Annotated in this window: 25 protein-coding genes; 5 read left to right on the forward strand and 20 right to left on the reverse strand. The window is 67.2% G+C overall.

Going from position 1 to position 20,623, the window contains the following annotated elements; all coding sequences use genetic code 11:
* Window positions 1-687: 687 nt before the first annotated feature.
* The gene (locus tag ACIF80_RS35995; protein WP_399812849.1) at window positions 688-873 is read left to right on the forward strand and encodes a hypothetical protein; all 186 of its coding nucleotides are present in this window, start codon (window positions 688-690) and stop codon (window positions 871-873) included.
* A complete protein-coding gene (locus ACIF80_RS36000; RefSeq protein ID WP_399812852.1) occupies window positions 866-1,984 on the forward strand; it encodes a two-component system response regulator in 1,119 nt (372 codons plus the stop codon). Before ACIF80_RS35995 ends, ACIF80_RS36000 begins: the two co-directional genes overlap by 8 nt.
* Before the next feature lie 413 nt (window positions 1,985-2,397).
* On the opposite strand, the gene ACIF80_RS36005 is transcribed toward ACIF80_RS36000, so the two are convergent.
* Window positions 2,398-2,592, reverse strand: coding sequence for a hypothetical protein (locus ACIF80_RS36005; protein WP_399812855.1), 195 nt, complete (start codon window positions 2,590-2,592; stop codon window positions 2,398-2,400).
* Between the two features lie 417 nt (window positions 2,593-3,009).
* Between ACIF80_RS36005 and ACIF80_RS36010 the strand changes: the two genes are divergently transcribed.
* Entirely contained in the window at window positions 3,010-3,303 is a 294-nt protein-coding gene (locus ACIF80_RS36010) for a hypothetical protein (protein ID WP_399812858.1), read from the forward strand.
* Between the two features lie 60 nt (window positions 3,304-3,363).
* On the opposite strand, the gene ACIF80_RS36015 is transcribed toward ACIF80_RS36010, so the two are convergent.
* The 3 genes from ACIF80_RS36015 to ACIF80_RS36025 form a co-directional block, all read right to left on the reverse strand.
* The gene (locus tag ACIF80_RS36015; protein ID WP_399812861.1) at window positions 3,364-3,537 is read right to left on the reverse strand and encodes a hypothetical protein; all 174 of its coding nucleotides are present in this window, start codon (window positions 3,535-3,537) and stop codon (window positions 3,364-3,366) included.
* 11 nt (window positions 3,538-3,548) lie between these two features.
* Complete coding sequence (locus tag ACIF80_RS36020) at window positions 3,549-3,734, reverse strand: hypothetical protein (RefSeq protein WP_399812864.1); 186 nt, start codon at window positions 3,732-3,734, stop codon at window positions 3,549-3,551.
* Between the two features lie 196 nt (window positions 3,735-3,930).
* A complete protein-coding gene (locus ACIF80_RS36025) occupies window positions 3,931-4,350 on the reverse strand; it encodes a hypothetical protein (RefSeq protein WP_399812866.1) in 420 nt (139 codons plus the stop codon).
* Window positions 4,351-5,074: 724 nt separating this feature from the next.
* On the opposite strand from ACIF80_RS36025, the gene ACIF80_RS36030 reads away from it, so the two are divergent.
* The gene (locus ACIF80_RS36030; RefSeq protein ID WP_399812868.1) at window positions 5,075-5,458 is read left to right on the forward strand and encodes a VOC family protein; all 384 of its coding nucleotides are present in this window, start codon (window positions 5,075-5,077) and stop codon (window positions 5,456-5,458) included.
* 64 nt (window positions 5,459-5,522) lie between these two features.
* On the opposite strand, the gene ACIF80_RS36035 is transcribed toward ACIF80_RS36030, so the two are convergent.
* Complete coding sequence (locus ACIF80_RS36035) at window positions 5,523-6,488, reverse strand: NAD(P)-dependent alcohol dehydrogenase (protein ID WP_399812871.1); 966 nt, start codon at window positions 6,486-6,488, stop codon at window positions 5,523-5,525.
* A 101-nt stretch (window positions 6,489-6,589) separates the two neighbouring features.
* Between ACIF80_RS36035 and ACIF80_RS36040 the strand changes: the two genes are divergently transcribed.
* Window positions 6,590-7,270 (forward strand): TetR/AcrR family transcriptional regulator, encoded by a 681-nt coding sequence (locus ACIF80_RS36040; protein WP_399812971.1) that lies wholly within the window; start codon window positions 6,590-6,592, stop codon window positions 7,268-7,270.
* A gap of 119 nt (window positions 7,271-7,389) precedes the next feature.
* Here ACIF80_RS36040 and ACIF80_RS36045 read toward each other — a convergent pair whose 3' ends face one another.
* The 15 genes from ACIF80_RS36045 to ACIF80_RS36115 form a co-directional block, all read right to left on the reverse strand.
* Window positions 7,390-8,172 (reverse strand): transposase family protein, encoded by a 783-nt coding sequence (locus tag ACIF80_RS36045; RefSeq protein ID WP_399812874.1) that lies wholly within the window; start codon window positions 8,170-8,172, stop codon window positions 7,390-7,392.
* 228 nt (window positions 8,173-8,400) lie between these two features.
* Window positions 8,401-10,086 carry an ISAzo13 family transposase gene (locus ACIF80_RS36050; protein WP_399812877.1) on the reverse strand — a complete coding sequence of 562 codons (1,686 nt, stop codon included), beginning with the start codon at window positions 10,084-10,086 and terminating at the stop codon, window positions 8,401-8,403.
* Window positions 10,087-10,618: 532 nt separating this feature from the next.
* The gene (locus ACIF80_RS36055) at window positions 10,619-11,212 is read right to left on the reverse strand and encodes a hypothetical protein (RefSeq protein ID WP_399812880.1); all 594 of its coding nucleotides are present in this window, start codon (window positions 11,210-11,212) and stop codon (window positions 10,619-10,621) included.
* A 350-nt stretch (window positions 11,213-11,562) separates the two neighbouring features.
* Window positions 11,563-12,051, reverse strand: a complete 489-nt coding sequence (locus tag ACIF80_RS36060; protein ID WP_399812883.1) for a hypothetical protein — start codon at window positions 12,049-12,051, stop codon at window positions 11,563-11,565.
* Window positions 12,052-12,081: 30 nt separating this feature from the next.
* Window positions 12,082-12,948: a DUF317 domain-containing protein gene (locus tag ACIF80_RS36065; RefSeq protein WP_399812885.1), complete on the reverse strand. Its 867-nt coding sequence runs from the start codon at window positions 12,946-12,948 to the stop codon at window positions 12,082-12,084.
* A 29-nt stretch (window positions 12,949-12,977) separates the two neighbouring features.
* The gene (locus ACIF80_RS36070) at window positions 12,978-13,577 is read right to left on the reverse strand and encodes an HAD-IA family hydrolase (RefSeq protein WP_399812888.1); all 600 of its coding nucleotides are present in this window, start codon (window positions 13,575-13,577) and stop codon (window positions 12,978-12,980) included.
* Window positions 13,578-13,608: 31 nt separating this feature from the next.
* Window positions 13,609-14,769 carry an MFS transporter gene (locus ACIF80_RS36075; protein WP_399812891.1) on the reverse strand — a complete coding sequence of 387 codons (1,161 nt, stop codon included), beginning with the start codon at window positions 14,767-14,769 and terminating at the stop codon, window positions 13,609-13,611.
* Complete coding sequence (locus ACIF80_RS36080) at window positions 14,766-16,007, reverse strand: acetyl-CoA carboxylase biotin carboxylase subunit family protein (protein ID WP_399812893.1); 1,242 nt, start codon at window positions 16,005-16,007, stop codon at window positions 14,766-14,768. The genes ACIF80_RS36075 and ACIF80_RS36080 overlap by 4 nt, the downstream gene beginning before the upstream one ends.
* Before the next feature lie 53 nt (window positions 16,008-16,060).
* Window positions 16,061-16,213, reverse strand: a complete 153-nt coding sequence (locus ACIF80_RS36085) for a hypothetical protein (RefSeq protein ID WP_399812895.1) — start codon at window positions 16,211-16,213, stop codon at window positions 16,061-16,063.
* 201 nt (window positions 16,214-16,414) lie between these two features.
* Window positions 16,415-17,605 carry an MFS transporter gene (locus tag ACIF80_RS36090; RefSeq protein WP_399812974.1) on the reverse strand — a complete coding sequence of 397 codons (1,191 nt, stop codon included), beginning with the start codon at window positions 17,603-17,605 and terminating at the stop codon, window positions 16,415-16,417.
* A 23-nt stretch (window positions 17,606-17,628) separates the two neighbouring features.
* Complete coding sequence (locus tag ACIF80_RS36095; protein ID WP_399812898.1) at window positions 17,629-18,114, reverse strand: hypothetical protein; 486 nt, start codon at window positions 18,112-18,114, stop codon at window positions 17,629-17,631.
* Entirely contained in the window at window positions 18,111-18,956 is an 846-nt protein-coding gene (locus ACIF80_RS36100) for a winged helix-turn-helix transcriptional regulator (protein WP_399812901.1), read from the reverse strand. Before ACIF80_RS36100 ends, ACIF80_RS36095 begins: the two co-directional genes overlap by 4 nt.
* Window positions 18,957-19,000: 44 nt before the next feature.
* A complete protein-coding gene (locus ACIF80_RS36105) occupies window positions 19,001-19,414 on the reverse strand; it encodes a hypothetical protein (RefSeq protein ID WP_399812904.1) in 414 nt (137 codons plus the stop codon).
* Window positions 19,415-19,873, reverse strand: a complete 459-nt coding sequence (locus ACIF80_RS36110; RefSeq protein ID WP_399812907.1) for a hypothetical protein — start codon at window positions 19,871-19,873, stop codon at window positions 19,415-19,417.
* Window positions 19,870-20,319: a hypothetical protein gene (locus ACIF80_RS36115; RefSeq protein ID WP_399812910.1), complete on the reverse strand. Its 450-nt coding sequence runs from the start codon at window positions 20,317-20,319 to the stop codon at window positions 19,870-19,872. The genes ACIF80_RS36110 and ACIF80_RS36115 overlap by 4 nt, the downstream gene beginning before the upstream one ends.
* Window positions 20,320-20,623 lie beyond the last annotated feature (304 nt).

Below are 20,623 nucleotides of genomic sequence, written 5' to 3' on the forward strand. Positions count from 1 at the left end.
TAGATCATGATGGGCCCTCAAGATTCCTGAAGGGCCATCATGATCCCTACATAGACGCACAAGTCGAGGGCGATGAGGTGCCTGGTCAGGCCCCACGCCGAGGAACCGAGGGGCACGGCGAACTCGCGGGATGTCGCACAGTCAGGATGGAGAAGACATTCGGTTCTACCCCCGCCAGGCCGGTGAGCTCTCCGATGTCAGGCGGTGATTCCCACCGTCCACCGCACCGGCAGCTGCGGCCGTGCCGTCACTCGTACTCATGTCCTTGGTCACCGGGCAATCATCTGACACGTCCGGTGCTCCACCACGAGCCACGGGCACCGCGAGCGGGCCCTCCGGGAACAGGCCCACGTGGACGTCGTCTTCGTGCCGTTGGGCTCAGGAAAGGTGTTGCCCCTTGCGCCTCACCGCGTTGCCAACGTTGCACAGCAACACATTGGCAACGCTCAGCCGGGTCGGCGCCCTGATCTGCACAAACGGCGGTTTCGCGTTGCGACGAGCTCGTCGCAACGGCGGTTCTCGTTGCCTCCTTCCTTAATTACGCACTGCAACGGGATCGTGACACTCCATGCTGTGTGTCACCCACTTGGCGGTCTCGCTGGGCGGGGCACCTCTCCCAACCTCCGGGCGAGGAACGGATGAATGGAGAATCGCGTGGATCGGCCATTGTTGCCGTTGAGAACAGCCTTGCTATTCCTGCTCGCAGCGCTCAGCGGCGGGGCAGCAGGGATGCTGACCTGGCTGGCAGGGGAGGGCGTCGCGCGGGGCGTACTCGCCGGACTCGCCGTCACCGGGCTGTCGATACCGTTCTTCGACCGTCTGGTCGCCTCCGAAACCGGCGACGCCTGCGGGGAGGCGCACGACCATGGGTGAATTGCGGCCGTTGGGCCAGGACCTGACGCAGGAGTCCCGTGCGCTCGCCGAGGTTCTACGGGAGCTGTTCGAGGGGCTGGGTGTGTCGGTGCGTCGGTACGCGGCCAGGCGCCAGCGCGACCCTGGCACGTTCTCCCGCTACCTCAACGGGACCCGCTTACCCCCCTGGCCAGTGATCATGGACATGCTCGCCGATCTTGCTGAGCACCGCGGCACCACCGTCACCCCCGAGACCATCGAGTACGTACGCGGACTCTATGGGTCGGCGTTCGATGCCAACTCCTCCCCGAAGCACGCTGTGCAGATCATCGAGCAGCAGCTGGCCGACGCCGACCACGTCTCGCGCCGCTCCAGCGTCCGTGGTGACGTCCTGGGCGACGCTCTGCTGGACCGTAAGCACCGCATCGCCGACCTGGAGGTGCGACTGAATCAGATGGAAGCGGCGCTCACCGCAGAGCGTGCTCGCGCCGGCCAGCTAGCAGCAGCCCACCCCGACGTCTCGGAACTGCTGGGGGAGCGCGACGTCCTGCGGCAGGAGGTGACTCGGCTGGGAAACGAACTACAGGCGGCACAGGAGCAGCGGGCGGCCGCGGAGGCGCGCTGCGACCTGCTGGAGCGTCAACTCGAAGCCGTCGAACGCCCTGGGGCTCCGCCCTTGCCTCAGCCCCAGCTCATGCCGAAGGTCCTGGTCGTGGACGACCAGCCCGACAACCTGCTTGCCATGACAGCGGTGCTGGAGACCTTGGACCAAGAGCTCGTCACGGTCTCCTCCGGCCGAGACGCGCTCAAGGCCCTGCTCCACCACGATGACTTCGCCGTCATCATCATGGACGTGCAGATGCCGGAGATGGACGGCTACGAGACCGCCGCTCACATCAAGCGCCGGCCCCGCAACCGGGATGTCCCGATCATTTTCCTTACGGCGATGGGTATCGACCCCGAGCACACGGCCCGCGGATACGCGGCCGGAGCGGTCGACTACATCAGCAAGCCCTTCGACCCCTGGGCTCTGCGCGCCAAGGTCGCTGTCTTCACCGAGATCCACCTCGAACGACGGATCAACCACCCAGGAGCCCTAGGCTCCGGGACTACCGGACGCGAGCGGTCATGATCCTGCCGGTTCCGTCCGGTCTCCCTGGCACTTCACCGGTCCGCCTGACGTGCGACATCCCGCGGGTTCGTCCTGGCTGTCATCTCCCGTTGCCACAGGTCAGCCCGGCAGACAGAAGCGATGGATCCGCATAGATCGTTATGGACCTTCGGGATTCCTGAAGAGCCATCATGATCCCTCCACGGACGCACCGGCCGAGAGCGACGAGGTGCCTGGTCAGGCCCCATACCGAGGAACCGAGGAGCACGGCGAACTCGCGGGATGTTGCACATTCCGATCCTTCCTCGGCGCTGCCCCCGCGATGATCCCGCGCGGGCGTGTGCGGCGCAGGCAGGTTTTCATCTGCGCGCAGGGGCCAGAGATGGGCCCCACAGATGCGGGATCTGTGGGGCCCATCCTGGATCTGTTCGCGGCTATCGGCGGGCTTCGAGCCAGAGGATGATGACGCTGACGGCGCCGCTACCAAGGGCGTAGGAGGCGCCGCTGATCATCTGGTCGTGGACAGTGCGTGCGTAGCTGGTGGGCCATTTCCGCAGGTAGCGGCGCATATAGGCGATGGCCTGGGTCATCCACCTGTCCACGCCGCCCAGGTCCTTGTTACTCTGCATTCGGTGTTCCAATCTTTTCTAAGGGGATCGGACATCGCGCAGGGAGCCCTCCCGACACCAGGCCTGAGAAACCGCGTCGGGGATGGGCTCCTTCTGCTTCTCCCGAGTGTATAGACGGTGCATAGAGTCGAAGACCTCAAGGACCACAACTTCGCCTGCTGTGCGCGACCAGTCACTGCTAGTCGCATTGAAGTGACTGTTTCGCCTTACTAGATCTCACTAGTTCTCACGGGATCCCACTGGTTCTCACCGTCATCTAACTGCTCGACAGGCTCACTGTGACGCTGGACACTTTCCTGATCCCGACGCCTCTCGACGCCATTGTCAGTGGTCCCTCGTACCGTTGATCCAGGTTCGGACTGCCGTGAGCCGCAGGGGTTCACACGCGCCAGGTAGTCCCTGCGGGGAGGATGCCCTATGGCTCAGAAGGCGAAGTTCACGATGAAGGCCGGTGACCAGCGGCGACTGGAGCGCCATGTCCAGGCGGAGGCGCAGCGGAAGCTGGGGCCAGCCGCGAGCGCGCAGGTCCGGTCCGAGGTGGTGAAGATGCTGAACGGCATGTGCCGTGAGTTCGAGGGCCGCCCGGTGGACGAGGTGAAGGCGGAGCTGGTGAATCGGTACGCGCTGGTGTCGGGGGGAGGGTCGATCACGGACCCGGAGCTGACGCAGTATGCGGAGGAAATCGCCCGGGGCGGATCGTTCAACGCGTAGGTACAGTGCATGACGGTGCCCCGGCCTGCTTACCTCAGGCCGGGGCACCTTTGCGTTCGGTCAGACTCGGGGGAGCACGATGTGGCCGTCCTCGGCGAGGCGGCGACAGAACGCCCCCTCGGACTCGTGGACGACACGGGTGGCTTCGACCAGGTCGTCAGTGGCCAGGATGGGCGCCCAGTCGTCGGGGCCGGGGTGGCTGCGTACCGTCCCGTCAACCTGGTACGTGGCCATGGTCAGTGTCCTCACTTCTCGTTGGCGCGGTCGGCAGGGACTTCCTCCATGACGAACAGCAGCGCTCGCAGCTTGTCCGTCGGTAGGGCAGCGCGCCCGCCGTGCTGGAAGTCGATCCCAACCTCCCGAGGTTTTGCGAACAAGGACGCCTGCAGTGCCTGCTCCTCGAGCTGCTCCTGTGTGTACAGCTGCTGCACAGATCCATACTTGGTGTCCTCGGCACCCGCCGCGCGGACGAAGCGCTCGCGGCCGTCGACAGAGATCTACAGGTACTGCCTGCCGACGCAGGAGACGGTGACGTTCTCGTTGTCGCGGTATCGGTTGTTCGTCGCGAGGATGAAGCTGTCGCCGGCCTTCACCCCAGTCAGCCCTTCGGTGCTCACAGGCGGGTTCTCATTTCTGCTTGTTGTAGCGGTCGATGGCGGTGAAGAAGGTCAGTACGAGGTCGTCAGGCATGCGGTAGCCCTTCACCTTGCCGAAGCCCGGCCCCTGCGCCTGAATCGGGGCCTGCATCCCGGCCGGCCACCACTGCTCACGGACGCCGCGTTCCAGGACGCGTTTGAGGGCGCCGCTGTGGCCTCGGAGGCTGCTGCCGTCGGTGCGAAGTTCGTCGTCGCTGACGAACCCGTCGTTGGCGACCGCGCCCAGGACGATGTCGCGGGCTCGCTTAGGCAGGGTGCGGTAGTATTGCAAGGCGCGTTCGACGGTCCAGGCTGTGTCGACGTCGACCTGGCCCGCGTGCTCCTGAAGGAGAGCGAGGAGCCTTTCCTGGAAGTCGCTGGTCGGATCCTCAACTGTGACGGTGATCCGCAAGATTCCTCCCCTACCAATAGACATGTATCTAACGAGAACGCTAGCGGGCGATGCGTCGTCTGTCTACGTTTGAGCCACGTCTATTAGTAGGGGTGTTGAGGTGCAATCAGGAAGCCGTCGATCACCCATCGCCGAACCGACCCGCTTGATCAGCGATAAGCTCACATCAGACGCAGCAGCGAGTGACCACTGCACGACCAAGTCAGTGGCACAGCCCACGGTGTACGTTCAGGCGGAGCGCGTCGATGGCGCCCAGCCCACCGCGAGAGGCCCCGTACGCCAGATGGAATCTGCCACCGCCGCACGCACACGGCTCCGCGAACGCCAGCAGGAACTGGCGGCCGAGCTGGAACAAGTGCAGTGTCAACTGAGCCAGTTGGACACGAAGGTGGTCGTGTCGCAGTGGTGGCAGGCGCCCAGCGGCCCAGTGGGGCGCGGCACCGTCTACCACGCGGATGTAGACGAGCGCTGCCGCCCGACGAACAGGCCGGAGAAGATTACCCTGTACGAGGCTTTGAAAGCGGGACTGGCCCCGTGCAGCCGGTGTAAGCCGAAGAGGTCGTAGTCCAGGAGCAGGCGGCCAGCCCTGCCGGTGGACCAAGGCAGCAGGACGCCTGACTTTTAGGGCGTGTATCGAAAGAGCTGCCAGGTGCCTGGGCTGTGTGCGCGAAGAGCGAGCGCAACTCGGTGGCGTCTGGAGTGGGAATTAGGAAGGCTCGCGCGCATGGTCTCGGTATTGCAGAACGTGGCGATTGACTGTGCGGATGCCTACGAGCTGGCCCGGTTCTGGAGCAGAGTGACCGGCCGTCCGCTGCATCCGGAGGACAAACCGGGTGATCCGGAGGTGCAGGTGCTGCTGGCGGAGGGCCCGGTGCTGCACTTCAACCAGGTGCCCGAGGGTAAGACGATCAAGAACCGGATCCATCTGTGTCTGCGCCCAGGGACTTCGCGTGAGCAGGAGGTGGAACGGCTGCTGGGCCTCGGTGCCACCCTTGTCACCGATCGCCGGAATCCCGATGGCTCTGGCTGGGGAGTCCTTGCTGATCCCGAAGGCAACGAATTCTGCGTTCTGCGCAGCGAGTCCGACCGAGCCGTCATGACTTCCTGATGCTTCCGCGGCCATCCTGGCCGGTTTCGGATGAGTGGCTGTGATCAGCACCTCCACAGATGTCCTACGCGACCCTGACCACGTACTTGCCCTGGACGCCGCCCGCCTCCAGCGCCTGGTGTGCCGCTGCTGTCTCCTCCAGGGGGAAGACCGTGTCCACCGCAGGGCCCAGCTTGCCCTCGGCCACATGGCGGGCGAGGTCGTCAAAGTCCGCCCGCGTGGGGTTGCCGCTGAAGAAGCGCACCCGACCGTGTCCGTGGAGCGTGCTGGCCGCGAGGTAGCCGAGCGACGCAGCGGGCCATTTCAGGTCGAAGGCGATGGTGACCATACGCCCGCCGGGATTCAGTAGGCGCCGGAAGGCCCGCAGGTCAGTCCCCGCGGTGTCCAGGACCACGTCGAAGCGGCCCAACTCCGCCGGCCGCACGGCCCGGTGGTCGACAGCCTTGTGCGCGCCGAGCCCGCGGACGAAGTCGAGGTTGGCTGCGCGGGCCAGGGCCGTGACCTCGGCACCGTACGCCCGTCCGAGCTGGACGGCAGCGTTGCCGACACCGCCCGCCGCGCCCCGGACGAGGAGTCGTTCGCCGGGGCGCAGCCCGGCTTTGTCCCGCAGCGCGGTGATGGCCGTGGTGGCCACCGGCAGTGCGGCGGCGTCCACCAGGTCAAGGCCGTCGGGGAGCCGGCCGACCCGCTCGGTGGGCACGGTCACGTACTCGGCGGCGCTGCCGAAGCCGGAGGTGCGGCCCAAGACCCCCCATACGCGGTCGCCGGCCGCGAACCGTGTGACTCCGGCCCCCAGCGCGGCGACCTCGCCGGTGAAGTCCAAGCCGACGCGCTTGGGGAATTTCCGGCCGCTCAGGAGGCGGAGGCGGCCGGCACGGGCTGCCAGTTCGCCGCCGTTGACGCTGAACGCGCGCACCTTCACAAGGACCTTCCCGGGGGCCGGCTCAGGGCGTGGCACGCAGCCCGTGTAGAGCACATCGGGGCCGCCGTAGCGGTCGTAGAGCACTGCCTTCATCATGCGGTCGCTCATCGTTCTGCCTTTGTCGCCGGGGGCCGTACAGGGATCTGGCATCGACCGTAAGCTCTTAAGTGGACGCAATCGTCCACTTGGACCGGAAGCGAGAGACAGTGATTGCGGAATCCTCTCGGATCACAGCCCGGGACGGGGTGCGGGCGGACGCCCGGCGCAACCGGGAGCGGGTCCTCGTCGCCGCCCGTGCGGTCTTTGCGGAGTACGGGATCGACGCCCCGATGGCGACCGTGGCCCGTCGGGCCGGGGTCGGCGTGGCGACGCTGTACCGGCATTTCCCGACCCGGGACGCTCTGGTGCGGGGCGCGTTCGCGCAGCAGATGGAGACCTGCGCGCGGGCGCTCACCGAGGCTCTGGCCGCCCCTGACCCGTGGCAAGGCTTCCAGCAGCTGGTCGAGACGGTCTGCGCTCTGCAACGGGAGGAACGCGGGTTCCCGGCCGCGTTCGTCGCGGCCTTCCCGGAAAGCACTTCGGAACACGCGCAGTCCCGGCAACGAGCCGAGCGGGACTTCACGACCCTGGTACGCAGGGCCCAGGCGGCGGGCGCGCTGCGGGCCGATTTTCACCCCTCCGACCTCACCGTGGTCCTGTTGGCACACAGCGGTCTGGTGACCGCTCTACCGGATGATGGTGCAGCGTCCCGGCGCCTGGTGGCCTATCTGCTCCAGTCGTTCCGCACCGACCCGGCCAACAAACCGCTGCCCCCGCCGACTGCGCTGACACTGCGCAGCTTCCCGATTGCAACTGACAGTCCCCAGGGGCAGCGGTCCCCCAGAGCCTGACATGAAACAGTACCTGCCGCAGGGCACGTCCAGTCCGACAACTCCACTTTCGCAACAGGCCCTACGAGCTCGTGCACGGTAGGCGGTGAGGCGTCGAGGATCGCGGCAGGGCTCGGTGTTCACATCGATCGTGCTGACGTCAGGTCCGTGGTCTGCTGATGGGACAGCAGTCCGGCGACGGCCTGGACGGTGTCACTGATGTGCTCTCGGCGGCCGAGGTGGCGGGCCAGTGCCCGCCAGTTCTTCAGGTGGGCGATGCCGTGTTCGACGCGGATACGTCGTGAGGAGTGCGCCTTGCGCTGTCGCTCGTGCATCTCCTCGTACCAGTCGGGGGCGTTCTTCTTGAACTTGCGGTGCGGCGGGGTGATCACTCGTCCGCCGGTCTGCGCGCCCAGCCCCTGGTAGCCGGCGTCGGCGAGGATCTCCACCGCAGGAGCCTGGGCCAAGAGCTTGATCAGTGCCAGCTGGCGGGCGTGGGTGATGTCCGCGCAGCTTCCCGGCGTGGTCGGGCTGCAGAACAGCACCCGCCCGTCTCCGTCCGTGACGACCATGGTCTTGACGGCGTTCTGCTTGTTCTTGCCGGAGATGAACTTGTCCCGGTCCTTGCGTCCGGCGGCCGGGCGTCGAACGCGGATCTCGGTGCCGTCGATGATGCCGGTTTTCCCGCTGGCGCCGAGGTGATCGACGACCTCGGCCAGGGTCCGCAGCCGCACACCGGCGCTGACGGTGCAGCCGCGTTCGGCGAGCAGGGGCCGCACCTCGCCGATGGAGCGGGTGATGGTGGAGCGGTCCACGCCGAACCAGCAGGCCAGCACGTCGTGCGTGGCCCCGTGTCGGAGGTGGACGAGGGTGGCCAGGAGCCGGTCGACGAAGACCAGTCGGTGCTTCGCGCCGGCGCCCACGGCCCGCTTCCGCGGCTTGGATGCAAGCCTGGCCTGGTGTCGTCCATGCCACAACGGGCCCAACTCTGCGACGAGTTCAGCGATCACATCGGCCGACAGGCCCGTGATCCTCCGGTCACCGATGATCGCCGCACGAGTCTCGTTCCCCACCACACAACCATGATCGATGCTCAGGAGCCCGACGCCTCACCGCCTACCGTGCACAAGCTCGTTAGGGCTCGCAGAGAATCAACATGCTGGTTTGATCTTCGTGGGGCTGCTGTTGGCGAGGAACGCGGTGACGTCAGCAGGTGTCCGGAATCTGGCTGTCGAGGGTGGGATGGTGCAGCCGTGCTCAGCCAGAATGGGCTGGACTTGGTGAACGGCCCTGGTGAGGGTGCTGGTGTTGACTCCGAAGAGCTGGGCGAGCAGGTTGCGGGTGCCGAGTTTGCGCAGGTAGAGCACGGTGGCCAGGACTCTGTCGGCGGTGGTCAGCTTGTCCCTGGCCCCAGCGCCCCGTGCACGGATGCGCTGGCCTCCTCGCTGCCGGAGCCGTCCTTGCTCACGTAACTCATCCAGCTTCGGGGCCAATTGGTCGATGAGTTCGTCCAGCGCCGGTTCGGGCATGCCGGTCAGCTCCGGGTTGCGCAGGCGCCCGGTGCAGGGCTGCGGAGAGGGGCCGCCGGCCGGCGGTGGGGTCGTGGCTGCGTTGGTGGTGTCGCGAGGTGGGGGGTGGAGGGTGTAGTTCCAGTCGCCGTGGAAACGGTGCCGGTGCATGGGCAGAGCGTCGATGTCGCTGTCGGTGACCTTGATGCCGGTGTCGTAGGTGCCCGGGTCGAGTTCGGCGTGGACGGTCAGCCCGGTGCGGGTGGTGGTTGCCGCGATGCTGTTCACGATGACGTCGTGGCTGGTCAGCGGGCGGCCGCGCCAGTTCATGGAGATGTGGGAGAACAGCCGATGCTCGATCTTGTTCCACTTCGAGGTGCCCGGCGGCATGTGGCAGACCGTGATGTCCAAATTCGTCTCGGCGGCCAGGGCGGCGAGTTCGGTCTTCCAGGTGCGGGTGCGGTAGCCGTTGGACCCGCCTGCGTCCGCGGTGGTCAGCAGACGGGTGGCAGCCGGGTAGTCGTGCCGGCCGCGGGCCTGCCACCAGCGGCGGATGGAGGCGACGGCGAACGCGGCGGTATCGTGATCGGTGCCGACACTGACCCAGCCGGTGTTCGAGGCGATGTCATAGATCCCGTAGGGGATCGCCTTGCCCGGTCCCTGCCGGTCCAGGAAGTCGTGTGTCTTGACCAGAGCCGGTTCACCGGCCGGCCGCCACTGGCGGCCCGCGTTCTTGTAGTCGCCGACCAGTTCCTTCTTCTTCGTATCCACGCTGATCACCGGCTGACCGGCGCCCATGTGCCCTCTGGCCTGATCGTTGATGTAGCGAAACTGGGCGTCACGGTCCGGGTGCTGCCTGCCCTCGAGGGTCTTGGCGCCGGCCTGCAGGCTGAAGCCCTCCTCCCGCAGCAGGTCCCCGACCGTGTCCGCGCTCACCCGGTGCCCCTGACCGGTGAGCTCGGCCGCCAGGCTCCTGGTCGACTTCACCGTCCAGCGCAGCGGCGACATCGGATCACCCCGTTCATCGGGTTCCACCAGTGCCAGCAGTGCGGGCCGAAGACCCGGATCAAGATCCGCGGACCGCTTCCGGCCACCACCAAGTCTGCGTACCCGGCCCAGGGGTTCCTCGCCGGTCTCCAGCTCGTCCACGCCCTTGCGGACCGTCGTCTCGCTGACCTGGGCCGCCCGCGCGACCGCCCGGATACCGCCGTGGCCCAGGATTCGGGCCTCGGCCCCCATCATCAGCCGCCGCTGCCGCTCGTCGAGGTGTGGGAACAACACCTCGAACCTCACAGCAAGTTGACCACGAATCTCGTCGGAGATGCCCATACCACAACAACGAGCCGCATCAAGGGAAGCAACACCTTGATTCTCTACGATCCCTTAACCTCGCTGTTTTGGTTGGGACGATGAGGAGTCGTTGAGGGGGAACTGCTGTCGGGCGGCCGACGCGATTTTCGGTGTTCGGGCAGGGCGGAGACCAGCGCGGTGGTCTGGTTTTCCAGGGTCTTTCCGGTCGTAGGCCGTCAGGGTTTGCCGGTCAGCTGGCAGGACGATGTAGTGCGGCCATGCGATGGAAGGCCTTGACCCCTGATGTTGGACACACGACACACTGGATCCTGAGGATCTGAGAACGGACATCCCGTGGTCATGAAGAACTATCCGCCGCAGTTCAAGGCGGACGCGGTCGCGCTGTACCAGTCGCGGCCCGGGGCAACGATCAGGTCGGTTGCCGCCGATCTGGGGATCAAGAACTGCCGACGTTCGGCGGTCAGCCCGCTCCCTTGTGGATACCGCGTGCCTCCGGTGATACCGCGGCCGACGGCCAGCCGTCAGCCCCTACGACACCACGAGTTCAACCTCAGTAATCACGAAGCTGAGCTTCGGGGACGATTTGGACATGCGTGGCCATCTCATCAAGCACGTCCCTGGCCAAGCCAAGAAATGTTTTTCGTTTTGCTACGAATTCCATGCCGGCCTCGTGCACAGCGCCGCCCTCATCGACAAGGCCGTCCCCCGCGACTGCTTCCGCGTACTCCCGAACACCTTGGATCAGATAAGACAGCTGATCGACAAGGTTCTGGGATGCCTCCGCGACGGTCTTGGGACCTTCCAGGATCACCACGAGTCCCGCGCTCTCGGCATCCTTGAACTTCATTCTGATCGTAGCGATCCGCGTCTCGTCGAGCGGAACCGAAGAGCGTCTGGACCGCAGTTTGTGGAAGAAGGCTTGGTTGTCTCGGTCAGCGGCCCCTAACGCTTCGAGGAAGGAGAGGTAAGCAGCTTGTCGGCGTTCACGGCGCCATCGCTGATGCTCGCCCCGCAGTTCATTCAGCTGCACCCGGTCCTGTGATCTTTCTCTGCGCTGTTCCGTACGAGCTGCAATGAAGGCAGTGAGGGCGGCTCCCATGACGGTGCCCAGCACACCCACGACGGATACGAAGATGGCGGTCATACCGGCGTACCTTCCCAAGGAGATCCGCGCCTACCCCGGCATGGACCGTAGAGCATAAGAGATGCAGTCTGACCCGGTCCGCGACTTGCCGTCTTTCTCCTCGAACCGAGTCCACGCGTCTCGCTCAATCCTGTCAACGCTGGTCACAGATTCTCTCGGGAAGCTGAGGCAGCGGTGCTGTTTCCCTCATGTCAACGAGTTTTCCATGTACGCATCAGGTCAGCTGTCCCCCTGCACATCAGCCGGCCTCGGTCGGCCTCCTGGCCGGTAGCGTCAAGGAGAGGGAATGAAGCGCTCTGAAAGGGTGTCCTCGTCAGGCCCCTTCTTGATGATGGTGGCACCGCAGCTCTTCAGCGAGTGCGTCCTGCACCGTGGGCAGGAGGTGGGTGCGGGGTATTGCGGGCACTACTCGCGATAGCTCGGCTCGACGCGGACGCCGCCCAGGCGCCGGGAAACCAAACGTGGGTGTACCGCTGGATCGCGTCTCGCAGTCCGATGGTGACCGCGCCTGCCCAGGGTGGTTGATCAGTTCGGTGGTACTTGTCGAACGTGCCGTACTTGCTGCTGCCGCGCAGGGTGTTGAGGGCTTCGTCACGGCGGTGGAAGGTGCCGTGGTCCAAGAAGCTGAGGGCCACGGTGTCGATCTCGCCCCGGTCAGCGTGGATTACGGCCGCACGCAGACCGCCATACGTGTCGGCGTGGATGGTGCGTGTGAAGCTGAGACTCAGCCGCAGAGGCCCGCCCGGGGCGGGAATGGCGTAGTACGTGTTGCCGACGACGGTGCTTTCGGTGAAGGGCAGGCACAACTCAGCGAAGAACTCGGCAGCCTGGAAGGACAAGAGGGCTCCCAGTAGGAGACGAGTGGAGTGTTACCGGCGAGAGCCGGGCAGAGTAGGGCGGCTGGACGTGGTCCAGCGCGGGACGCTGGAGGCTGGCAGCGCGGTCGGGCGACGAGAGGCGACGCGCGCAACATCGAGCGGCGTGGGAGCTGGCGGGGCCGAAGGGAGGATCGGGGTGAGCTGGGCCATGCCCTCGACGTAGCTGTACGTGTCCTTGCGCCATCGGGGTACGGGGGCGGGGTCCGAGACGCTTTCCGTAACCGCCCTCAGCAGGGCCACGGGTGTGTCGGTGCTGGCGGTGGCGTACCAGGCGGGGCGGTCGATGGACGTCCCTGCCCACAGCTGCCAGCGGGCCTCGCGTGTGGTCAGTTCGGTTTCCGGGTCGAGATTTCCGGTGGTGAACTCCAGGCCGGCGCGTCCATCGGGTGCCTGGATGGCGAGGGCGCCCCAGCGAGGGCGTTCGAGTTGCCAGCCCCGTTTGATGAGGGGGGCGACCGCGAGGAACGGCTCACGGTCTGGACGGCTGGAGTCCGGGGCCACGAGGTAGGCATCTGGCCCTTGGGTGTATGCCTCGGCGAGTGTGGTGGTGAAGGCGCGGACGAACTCCGTCGGGCATCTGTCGTTGAAGCAGGCTCCCCAGGCCGGTGGGCCGAAGGGGTCGCGGTAGGCGTTGATGCGCCAGAGTCCGTCGTCCTCGCCTTCGGGAAGGTAGCCGACGCGAATCTTGCGGTCGGGCGCGTGGACGTAGGCGTTTCCGAGGTCGTCGTAGTGCAGACTCCAGCCGAGGTCCAGCAGCGGTGCGAGAGCGGGATCGCCGATCCCGGTAGTGGCGGCGAGGTAACGAGGGGAGACATAGACGTCTCCGTCGATAGTGCGGAGGTCGTCGTCGGACGTCATGTGGCTCCTGTAGAGGTGGGGACAGAGGGTCAGCCAGTGGTGTGCAGGAGAGCTGCCGCTATGGCGGCGGGCTGGCCGGTGTAGTGCAGCGTGCTGAGTCCGAGGTCCTCTGCGGCGCGACAGTTGTCGGTCCGGTCGTCGATGAACAGCACGCGTCCGGCGTCGCCGGCTCCTGTGGCTTCCAGCGCGTACTGGTAGGCAGCCGGATCGGGTTTGCACGTCTCAAGCCGGGCCGAGTAGAAGGCTCGGGTCATCAGCTCCTGACACCAGTCGCTGGTGTCGAGGACATCGCTGAGCGGGTGGGGCGCGTTGGACAGCAGGATCATCGGCAGGCGGCTTCGGTGTGCGCGCCACAGGACGGCGAGGACGCTGTCATCCGTCCTGGTCCACATCGCGGTGTCGGCGGCACGCAGTTCGCGCAGCATGCGCGGTCCGGGGTGCTGGCCGAGGACCTGGGTCCAGAACGCCAGGTCGCTGATCTGGCCGGCGTCGTATGCCTCGCGTGCGTTCCAGAAGGCGCTCTGGAAGGTCGTGATGTCGTTGTCGGGCCAGTCAGCGAGGTGGGCGAGGTGCTGCCACTGGGCGCGTTCGGGTTGCCGGCCGATGACGCCGTTGTAGTCGAGGATCACGGCGTCGAGGTCGGGGGTCGTGGGAGTGGGGTCACGGGGTGGATTTCTCCAGGGCTCGGTGTGATAGGGCGGCGACGGCGGCTGCAAGCAGCACGGGGAGCAGCAGCGCGGTGGACAGAGAGGTCACGCTGGCGAGGGCACCGATGACGGCGGGTCCGGCAAGCAGGCCGAGATAGCCGGTGACGGCGACGGTGGCCACGGCTTTGGGGCCACCGGTTCCGGCAGCGGTGATGAGGGAGGGGACGGTGATGGACAGGCCGAGTCCGAAGACCGTCCAGCCGGCCAGGGCCGTTGGGGTGCTGGAGCTGGCGACACCAGTGAGCAGCCCGGCCGCGGCGGCGACGGCGCCAGTCCGTACGACTGCGGAGGCGCCGAAGGCCGCGGTGAGCCGGTCTCCGGTCAGCCGCCCGAATGCCATGGCCCCGCTGTACAGGGCGAAGGCGGACGCGCTCGCGGCTGTCGAAGCGCCCAGGCTGTGCAGGTGAACTGCCGCCCAGTCGGCGGCGGCTCCCTCACCCAACAGGCTGGAGGCGGCCAGAGCACCCAGAAGCCACAGTCTCCTTGGCGGCAGTGTTGACTGCTCTCTGCTCTGGCCGCCGTTCTCGACGTCGATAGGCGGGCGATCGGCACCGCGCAGTGAACGGGTCGCTGGTCCGCCGGCAAGCGTGGCACCGATCAGCAGAAGGCCCACTGCGAGGAAGAGGATGCTGTGGGTGATGTGGGCCGTGATGGCTGCCAGGACAGCGCCGCAGAGGGCGCCGATGGAGTAGGCGGCGTGGAGGCCGGACATGATGGGTCGGCCGTAGGCGTTCTGACAGCGCACGGCCGCAGAGTTGGCGGCGACGTCCAGCACCCCGTGGGCGACACCGAAGACGAGAGCTACCGTGAGTAGCGACGAGAGGCTGTCGCACAGGCCCAGGACTGCGAGACACCCGGCCAGGCCGATGGTCCCGAAGGTGAGCAGGGTAGGAAGTCGAGCCGGCCGGACGAGACGGCCTCCGATCTGCAACCCGGCCACCATGCCGAGCGCGGCGGCCAGTAGCACCACGGCCAGGAGGCCGGTACTCAGGTGCGCAACCTGCTGGACGGCCGGCATCCTGGCGCCCCAGACGGCCATCACCACCCCGAGGGCAAGGAAGTAGCCGATCAGCGTGGTGCGGCTGCGCCGGTAGGACGCATGTACCGTGCTCACGCTGCGGTGACGGCGTAGGTGGTTCCGCTCACCTTGACGCGCACGTTTCGGGCGGCCTGTTCGGCGCGGGCACGTGCTTGTTCGGCGGTGGATCCGGTGGTGATCAGAAAGCCGATGCGGGCGGTGAACAGGTCGCCACCGTCCACTGGCAGGACCAGCTGGTCGCCAGGGCGCCGCTGGAAGCTCAGTCTTTCTAGCCACTCCGGGTGTGAACCCTTGAACTGGAGCGTGGTGAGGGTGCCGGAGGTTTCGGGGTAGATCAGCCGGATGGCGGCGGCCGATGAGCGGGTGGGGGTGAGGTCGGGTCTGCGGTCGCAGGCGATGTCGGCTGCGGCGCGAAGCAGATCGATGCCGGTGGCGAGGCGGACCAGGTGGCAGATCATGTCCCCGGCGAGGCGGCCGTTGACCTCGATGAGGCGTGGGCGTCCCTCGACCATGCGCATCTCGACGTGGCTGATGCCGTCGGTGATGCCCAGTGCGCTGATCGCTGCCCGTGCGGCGGGGGCGACCACGTCGAGAAGAGGATCGCCGGCGTCGACACAGTGCGCGAGCTGCTCGAAGTACGGCGGTGCGCTGATGGTCTTGCGGTTGACCGCGACCACCGTGGTGGCGCCGCGGTGGGTGACGCACTCGACCGAGATCTCGGGACCGTCAAGGTATTCCTCGACCAGCACACTGACGTTCTCCTCCCCCAGCCCGGCTGTCCGGGCTGCTGCCCAGTACGCGGCAGTCAGCTGCGCGGGGGTGTCGACGCGAAGCACGCCTATGGCGCCCGCGTGCGCGGCGGGCTTCAGTACGACCGGGTAGCCGATTCGCTCCGCTGCGGCCTCCGCCTCGTGGCGGCTGCGAACGCTCACCGACGCGGCTGACGGCACACCGTGCTGGGCGAACAGTGCCCGAGCGGTGGCCTTGTCGCGGCATGCCTGCATCACTTCGGGCGGGGTGGTGGGCAGGCCGAGCCGGCGGGCGAGGCGGGCGACCGGGACGACGTACCACTCGGTCCAGGTGAAGACGCCGGCCAAGTCGTATCGATCGGCCAGGGTTCGGCCGGCCACGGAGAGCGCCGACTGGTCACTGGGATCGGGCACCACCATGCAGTCCCGGATGAAGGGCACTTCCCACGAGGGCTCTTCGGTCGTAATCAGTACGACGTCGTAAGCGGCGGCCACGGATTCCAGGCAGTAGCCGCGATACACCTCATCCGGAGCGGCGACGACCAGGACGACGGGACGAGACAAGAAGGTGCTCCTCAAAGAGTCAGGCGGGTTGGAAGGGTTTTGCGGTGGTGTATTTACGGGCTGCGTCGGCGGCGGAGCTCGATCGCCGAGGACCACTCCGGGTGCTCGGCCAGCAGCTGCCTCGCGTAAAGGGCGGTGTAGTTGTTGTTGAGGCCCTCCACGCCGTGCGGGTGGCGCCAGCGCAAGGCTTCGAACAGCGCTTTCATCCCGATTCTCTTGGCGCCGGTGGCAAGGCGTTAGGCGACGAGCCGTTCCAGGGCCCGGTACACCCAGGGGTGGTCGGCATCGAAAGCGTCGAACTACTCGGTGATCGTCAAGCCGCCCCGGGACGGGAGATTGAAGCCGGGCAGCCCGCCCTGCGTCCTGGTGGACATGAGCGTCGAAGGCTCCTTTCGTAATGGGGGCAGTCAGGAAGGCACGGCGGGCAGGCTCCGCAGGCGGGCAAAGGCGACCGCGAGGCCGACGGCTTGCAGGACGACGGCAACGGTGATGGCGTGCCCGAGCTGGGTGGCCGGGATGACTGCGACGAGTAGGCCGGCAGCGGGGTACGGCAGCAGGAGCACCAGGATCGTCACGGCGAGCGTGCTGCCGAAGGCTTCGGCTGGAATCAGGTGGGAGCGCACAGTGCGCAGGACGACTGTGAGGCCCCCTTCGCCGGCCATCAGGACGGCGATCAGTACGAGGTAGTCGCGGTAGGTGTCGGCGTGGGCGATGGCGAGCATCGCTCCGGCTGCGACGGCGGCGGAGACGGCGCCGACCGGCCACAAGCCCCATTGGTCGATCCCCCTGCGGGCTGTGGTGATGGCGAGCAGAGAGGCGATGGCCGCGGCGGACCAGATGAGTCCGGCGTCTGTGCTGGAGTGGTCCAGCTCGGTGACGATGATGACCGGGACAGCAGCCTGCAGGAGGGCGATGGCTCCGTTGGAGACGGCCAGGCCGCCTATGAGCCAGGCCAAGGTGGGCAGCGAGCGCAGCGTCGCCCATCCGATTCGCAGTCCCCGCTTGCCGCCGGCCACGCCGATCGGCGTCTTTTCTCCCCGAGGGCCAAGAGCGGCGGCAAGGAGTGAGAAACCTGCGAGCGTGCCCAGCATGGCGGCCGGGCCGCCGCGCTCCAGCAGCAGGCCGGATGCGGCGGGCCCGGCGAGGGTGGCGGTCTGGTCGATGGCGATCAGGGTGGACTGCACGCGGTGTGCCCGAGCGCCGGCCCTGCGGCTCGCCTCGCCGCCGACGGTCTCGGCTGCCACGTAACTGAATTCGGTGAGGAAGCCGGTGGATGCGGCGAGCAGCATCACTGTGACCGTCGCGGTCACCGTCCGGGCTTCGACAGCTGTCAGAGCGCCGGCCGCGGTGAGGGCGGCCAGGGCTCGCATCACACATGCGGCGCGGAAGACACGGGCCGGGCCGTGGCGGTCGACGAGGGTTCCGGCGACGGTGAAGGCTGCGATGCGAGGAAGCCACTCCAGCGCGAAGGCCAGTCCGGTCAGGGCCGCGGACCCGGTGGTCGCCAGGACCAGCAGCGGGATGCCGTAGGTGGTCATGGAGAAGGCGGCGGCATCCGCCCCGCGTGGCAGATAGATCCTGTGCAGGAGGCCCTTCATGGGACGCGCCACCGCGTCCGGCGTCACGCGGCGACGCCGTAGGAATTGGGAACTGGCGTCAGTTGGTGCGTGTCGGCCCATTCGGCGAGCAGCCGGTGCACGTGGCGGAGTTCGGCAGCAGCGTCACCGTCTTGGAGGCGGGGCTCCCTGACTGCTGGCTGGTCCAGCAGTGCGAGGGTGCGGCGGATACGACTGGTGAAGTCACACGTCCGCGCGGGGTAGTTGTGCTGCCGGGCCCATCGGGCGGCATGATCGTAGAAGTCGGCGAGATCCTTTCCGGCGGTGGTGAGGCCGAGGCCGGAGTGGGAGCGGTCGAGGAGTCCGAGGCTCTCTGCCTGCTCGACGGCCTGACGGATGTGGTGAGGGGCGAGGTCCGTGAGGGTGCGCGCGAGCGCGCGGGGCGGGATGGCCCCGTGATCGTCGATCTCGCTGACCAGGCGGATGAGGCCGGCGGAGGCCAGCCTCGCGCAGACGTGCTGGAACTGGTCAGGGGCGTGGACGGATATCACCGGCGGACTCCTCCCGTCGGCAGGGCCGGCATCGCGTGGGAGAACAGATCGGCGCTCTGCCAGGTCGGGCGGCGGGCAGACTGGGTGCGCACCGCGAGCGCCGGTGGGACGGCAGGGGCCGGGAACCGGGGCTGGTGGCTGGCCCAGACTCGGGGAGAGGCAAGCGTGCCCGGTTCCGCACGGCCCCACAGCGGGTGCTGGTCAGCGTGGTTCAGCGGCCGTCCGGCCGACCACATGGAGAGCGTGCCAAAGACACGGCCGAGTGCATCGCCGGCCGGTGACAGGCGGTAAGGCTGGCCCTTGCCCGAGGTCACCACCAGGCCGTCGTCCATGAGCTGGCGCAGCGGCGGGTAGATGTTGCTCCAGTAGATGCTGGGCAACACGATGCGGGCCAGGGCCCGGGCGCTCGCCTCCTGCCGTGCCTTCAGGACCCACAGGATTGCGGGAGCCTGGCGGCGGATGAGCAGAGTGAGGCTGTCCTCGATCTGCTCGATCGCCGACAGCGGCCTTTCCGGCTTCTCCAGGTGTTCCTCGGCCCAGGCTGCGATGACCGGCAGCGCCGGCAGGAGCTGTCGGCCTCGCTGGGTGAGGCCGTAGGTGACGTGGCGCGCGGAGTACTCGACACGCTCGGCGAGGCCGGCGTCGTACAGAGAGCGGATCTTGGGGTGCAGCTGGCCGCTCTGCAGATAGGGCAGCTTCTGCGCGATCTCCGTGTACCGCTGCGGAGGCTCGTTCAGGACCAGCAGGATCCGCACGTTCCAGCGCGGAGTGATCATGTGAAGGGCTTCGGTGACCCGGGCGACGTCGGCATCGGCAGCGGGTGACAGACCGGTGGTGACCAAGGGAGGAACTCCTGGGTTCAAAAAGGGCTGAGGGCCCGGGCGAGTCAGCGGGTCGCCACGGTGCTCGCGGTGGGTACGGGTGGAACGGGAAGCGCGGCGGTCGCGGAGTCGGTGGACGGCTTCGGGGCGACGGCGCGGCCAAGGCTCTGCAGAACTGCCTGAGTCGTGGCGGACTGGGTCTCCCGGACTGCGACGGCTTCGGCGAGTCGGCGGACACAGTCGAAAATGTGCGAGACCTCGTGTGTGCCGAACTGCCGCTCGGGATGGACGAGCTGGGCGAGGCGGTCGCGGTGGAAGGTGATGCTCCGCTCTGCGAAGGCGAGGTCCTGATGCATTCCGAGCAGAGCGGAGAGCATGCCGGGTGGCTGGCCCTGTGTATGGGCTTCGAGGTCGGCGAGCGCAGCGCCGTACAGCTCCTCGATCCGTCCGGCTGTCTCGATGGACGTCAGGTGGGGCAATTAGGGGCTTTCACGGTCGGCGGGCCCGGGGCGCCCTGGCACGTTGCGGTACCGGGGCGGCGACGGCCGGGGCAGGGTGGTCGTGAGAGTGGGCTGGGTCGTACGGACGGGCCGGTCGGGTTGGCCGGGAGGTGGCATGCTGCGCAGCAGGTCATCGAGCGCGGTGCTGTAGCCGTCACGGGCTTCGAGTGCCGCGCCCAGCCACTGCGCGTCCCACCGCAAGTCGTCCGCGGACAGCTCGTCCATGTCATGCTCGGGTGCCATGGCGTGGTGCACTCGCTCGCGCATGCGGGCGACCTGCTCCTCGGCCAGGGCGAGGAAGGACCGCAGCTTCAGCGCACGGGGCACGGCGGCGGTAGCACCGGAGCCGGTCACTGTCCCGTACAACTCGGTGACCGAGGCGCCGAAGACCTCATGAATCCGATCGTCCTGGGAGCACGGCTTTTCGCGAACGCTCACCGAACCGCTCCTCGACCCGCGGCGAAGGCCGTCGCGGGTCGAGCCGGCGGACTCGTGGTCACGGCGGAACCTTGCCGGTTGGTCCGATTGAAGCGGGCCAAACGCTCGGCAGCGACGCCTTTCTTGCCCAAGGCGTTGGGGTCGAGCAGCCAGCGCACGACCATGGCCCGCCCGTCTCGGGCGGTCACGGCTGTCCTGACACGGTCGGCAAGGTCACCCACCTCGCTGGGTCGCGTCTCCAGTGCGGCAAGGAGGCTGTCCTCTGCTCGGTCGAGCGCTGCCTGGGACTCCGCAAGGAGCCCATGCCACTTGACGACCTCCGTCGCCTCGGGGTTGGCGCCCGGTGTCGCTACTACCGCGGCAGTCAGGTCATCCATGCTGAGGTCGAAGCGACGCTCGATCTGTTCTGTGAGCACGCCCACGACATCCTCTATGCCGGCGGGCATGGGAAACTCCTTTTCGATGAGCGCAGGGTTTGATATTCGGGTGGCATGCATGCGGAAGTAACCTCTGTGCGGAGAATTGGGGCAAAGGGAGAACACCAGACGGGCTTTCACTTCGTCGGCTGTACAAGAGTCCGCAGAATCGCCGGTTTGGCTAACCGGCGATCGTCGGTTACATTCCGCTTCGTTGCACGGACGCAGGAATCAACGACTGCGTCCCGGCAAGCGATGTATTGGGGCTGCCGGCACAGTGGGTGACAATCGGCTGGCCGGGACGTGAGCTGCACAGGCGGCAGAGGTGCGGTCT

Origin of the sequence: Streptomyces sp. NPDC085927 (genome assembly GCF_044540975.1) — a bacterium.
Lineage (GTDB): Bacteria > Actinomycetota > Actinomycetes > Streptomycetales > Streptomycetaceae > Streptomyces > Streptomyces hirsutus.

Excerpts from the sequence above, each read along its gene's own strand:
- ACIF80_RS36000 (WP_399812852.1), top strand. The coding sequence starts at position 866 with ATGGGTGAATTGCGGCCGTTGGGCCAGGACCTGACGCAGGAGTCCCGT.
- ACIF80_RS36085 (WP_399812895.1), bottom strand. The coding sequence starts at position 16,213 with ATGAAAGCGCTGTTCGAAGCCTTGCGCTGGCGCCACCCGCACGGCGTG.
- ACIF80_RS36015 (WP_399812861.1), bottom strand. The coding sequence starts at position 3,537 with ATGGCCACGTACCAGGTTGACGGGACGGTACGCAGCCACCCCGGCCCC.
- ACIF80_RS36090 (WP_399812974.1), bottom strand. The coding sequence starts at position 17,605 with ATGAAGGGCCTCCTGCACAGGATCTATCTGCCACGCGGGGCGGATGCC.
- ACIF80_RS36035 (WP_399812871.1), bottom strand. The coding sequence starts at position 6,488 with ATGAGCGACCGCATGATGAAGGCAGTGCTCTACGACCGCTACGGCGGC.
- ACIF80_RS36055 (WP_399812880.1), bottom strand. The coding sequence starts at position 11,212 with ATGACCGCCATCTTCGTATCCGTCGTGGGTGTGCTGGGCACCGTCATG.
- ACIF80_RS36010 (WP_399812858.1), top strand. The coding sequence starts at position 3,010 with ATGGCTCAGAAGGCGAAGTTCACGATGAAGGCCGGTGACCAGCGGCGA.
- ACIF80_RS36115 (WP_399812910.1), bottom strand. The coding sequence starts at position 20,319 with ATGCCCGCCGGCATAGAGGATGTCGTGGGCGTGCTCACAGAACAGATC.
- ACIF80_RS36030 (WP_399812868.1), top strand. The coding sequence starts at position 5,075 with ATGGTCTCGGTATTGCAGAACGTGGCGATTGACTGTGCGGATGCCTAC.
- ACIF80_RS36005 (WP_399812855.1), bottom strand. The coding sequence starts at position 2,592 with ATGCAGAGTAACAAGGACCTGGGCGGCGTGGACAGGTGGATGACCCAG.
- ACIF80_RS36065 (WP_399812885.1), bottom strand. The coding sequence starts at position 12,948 with ATGACGTCCGACGACGACCTCCGCACTATCGACGGAGACGTCTATGTC.
- ACIF80_RS36050 (WP_399812877.1), bottom strand. The coding sequence starts at position 10,086 with ATGGGCATCTCCGACGAGATTCGTGGTCAACTTGCTGTGAGGTTCGAG.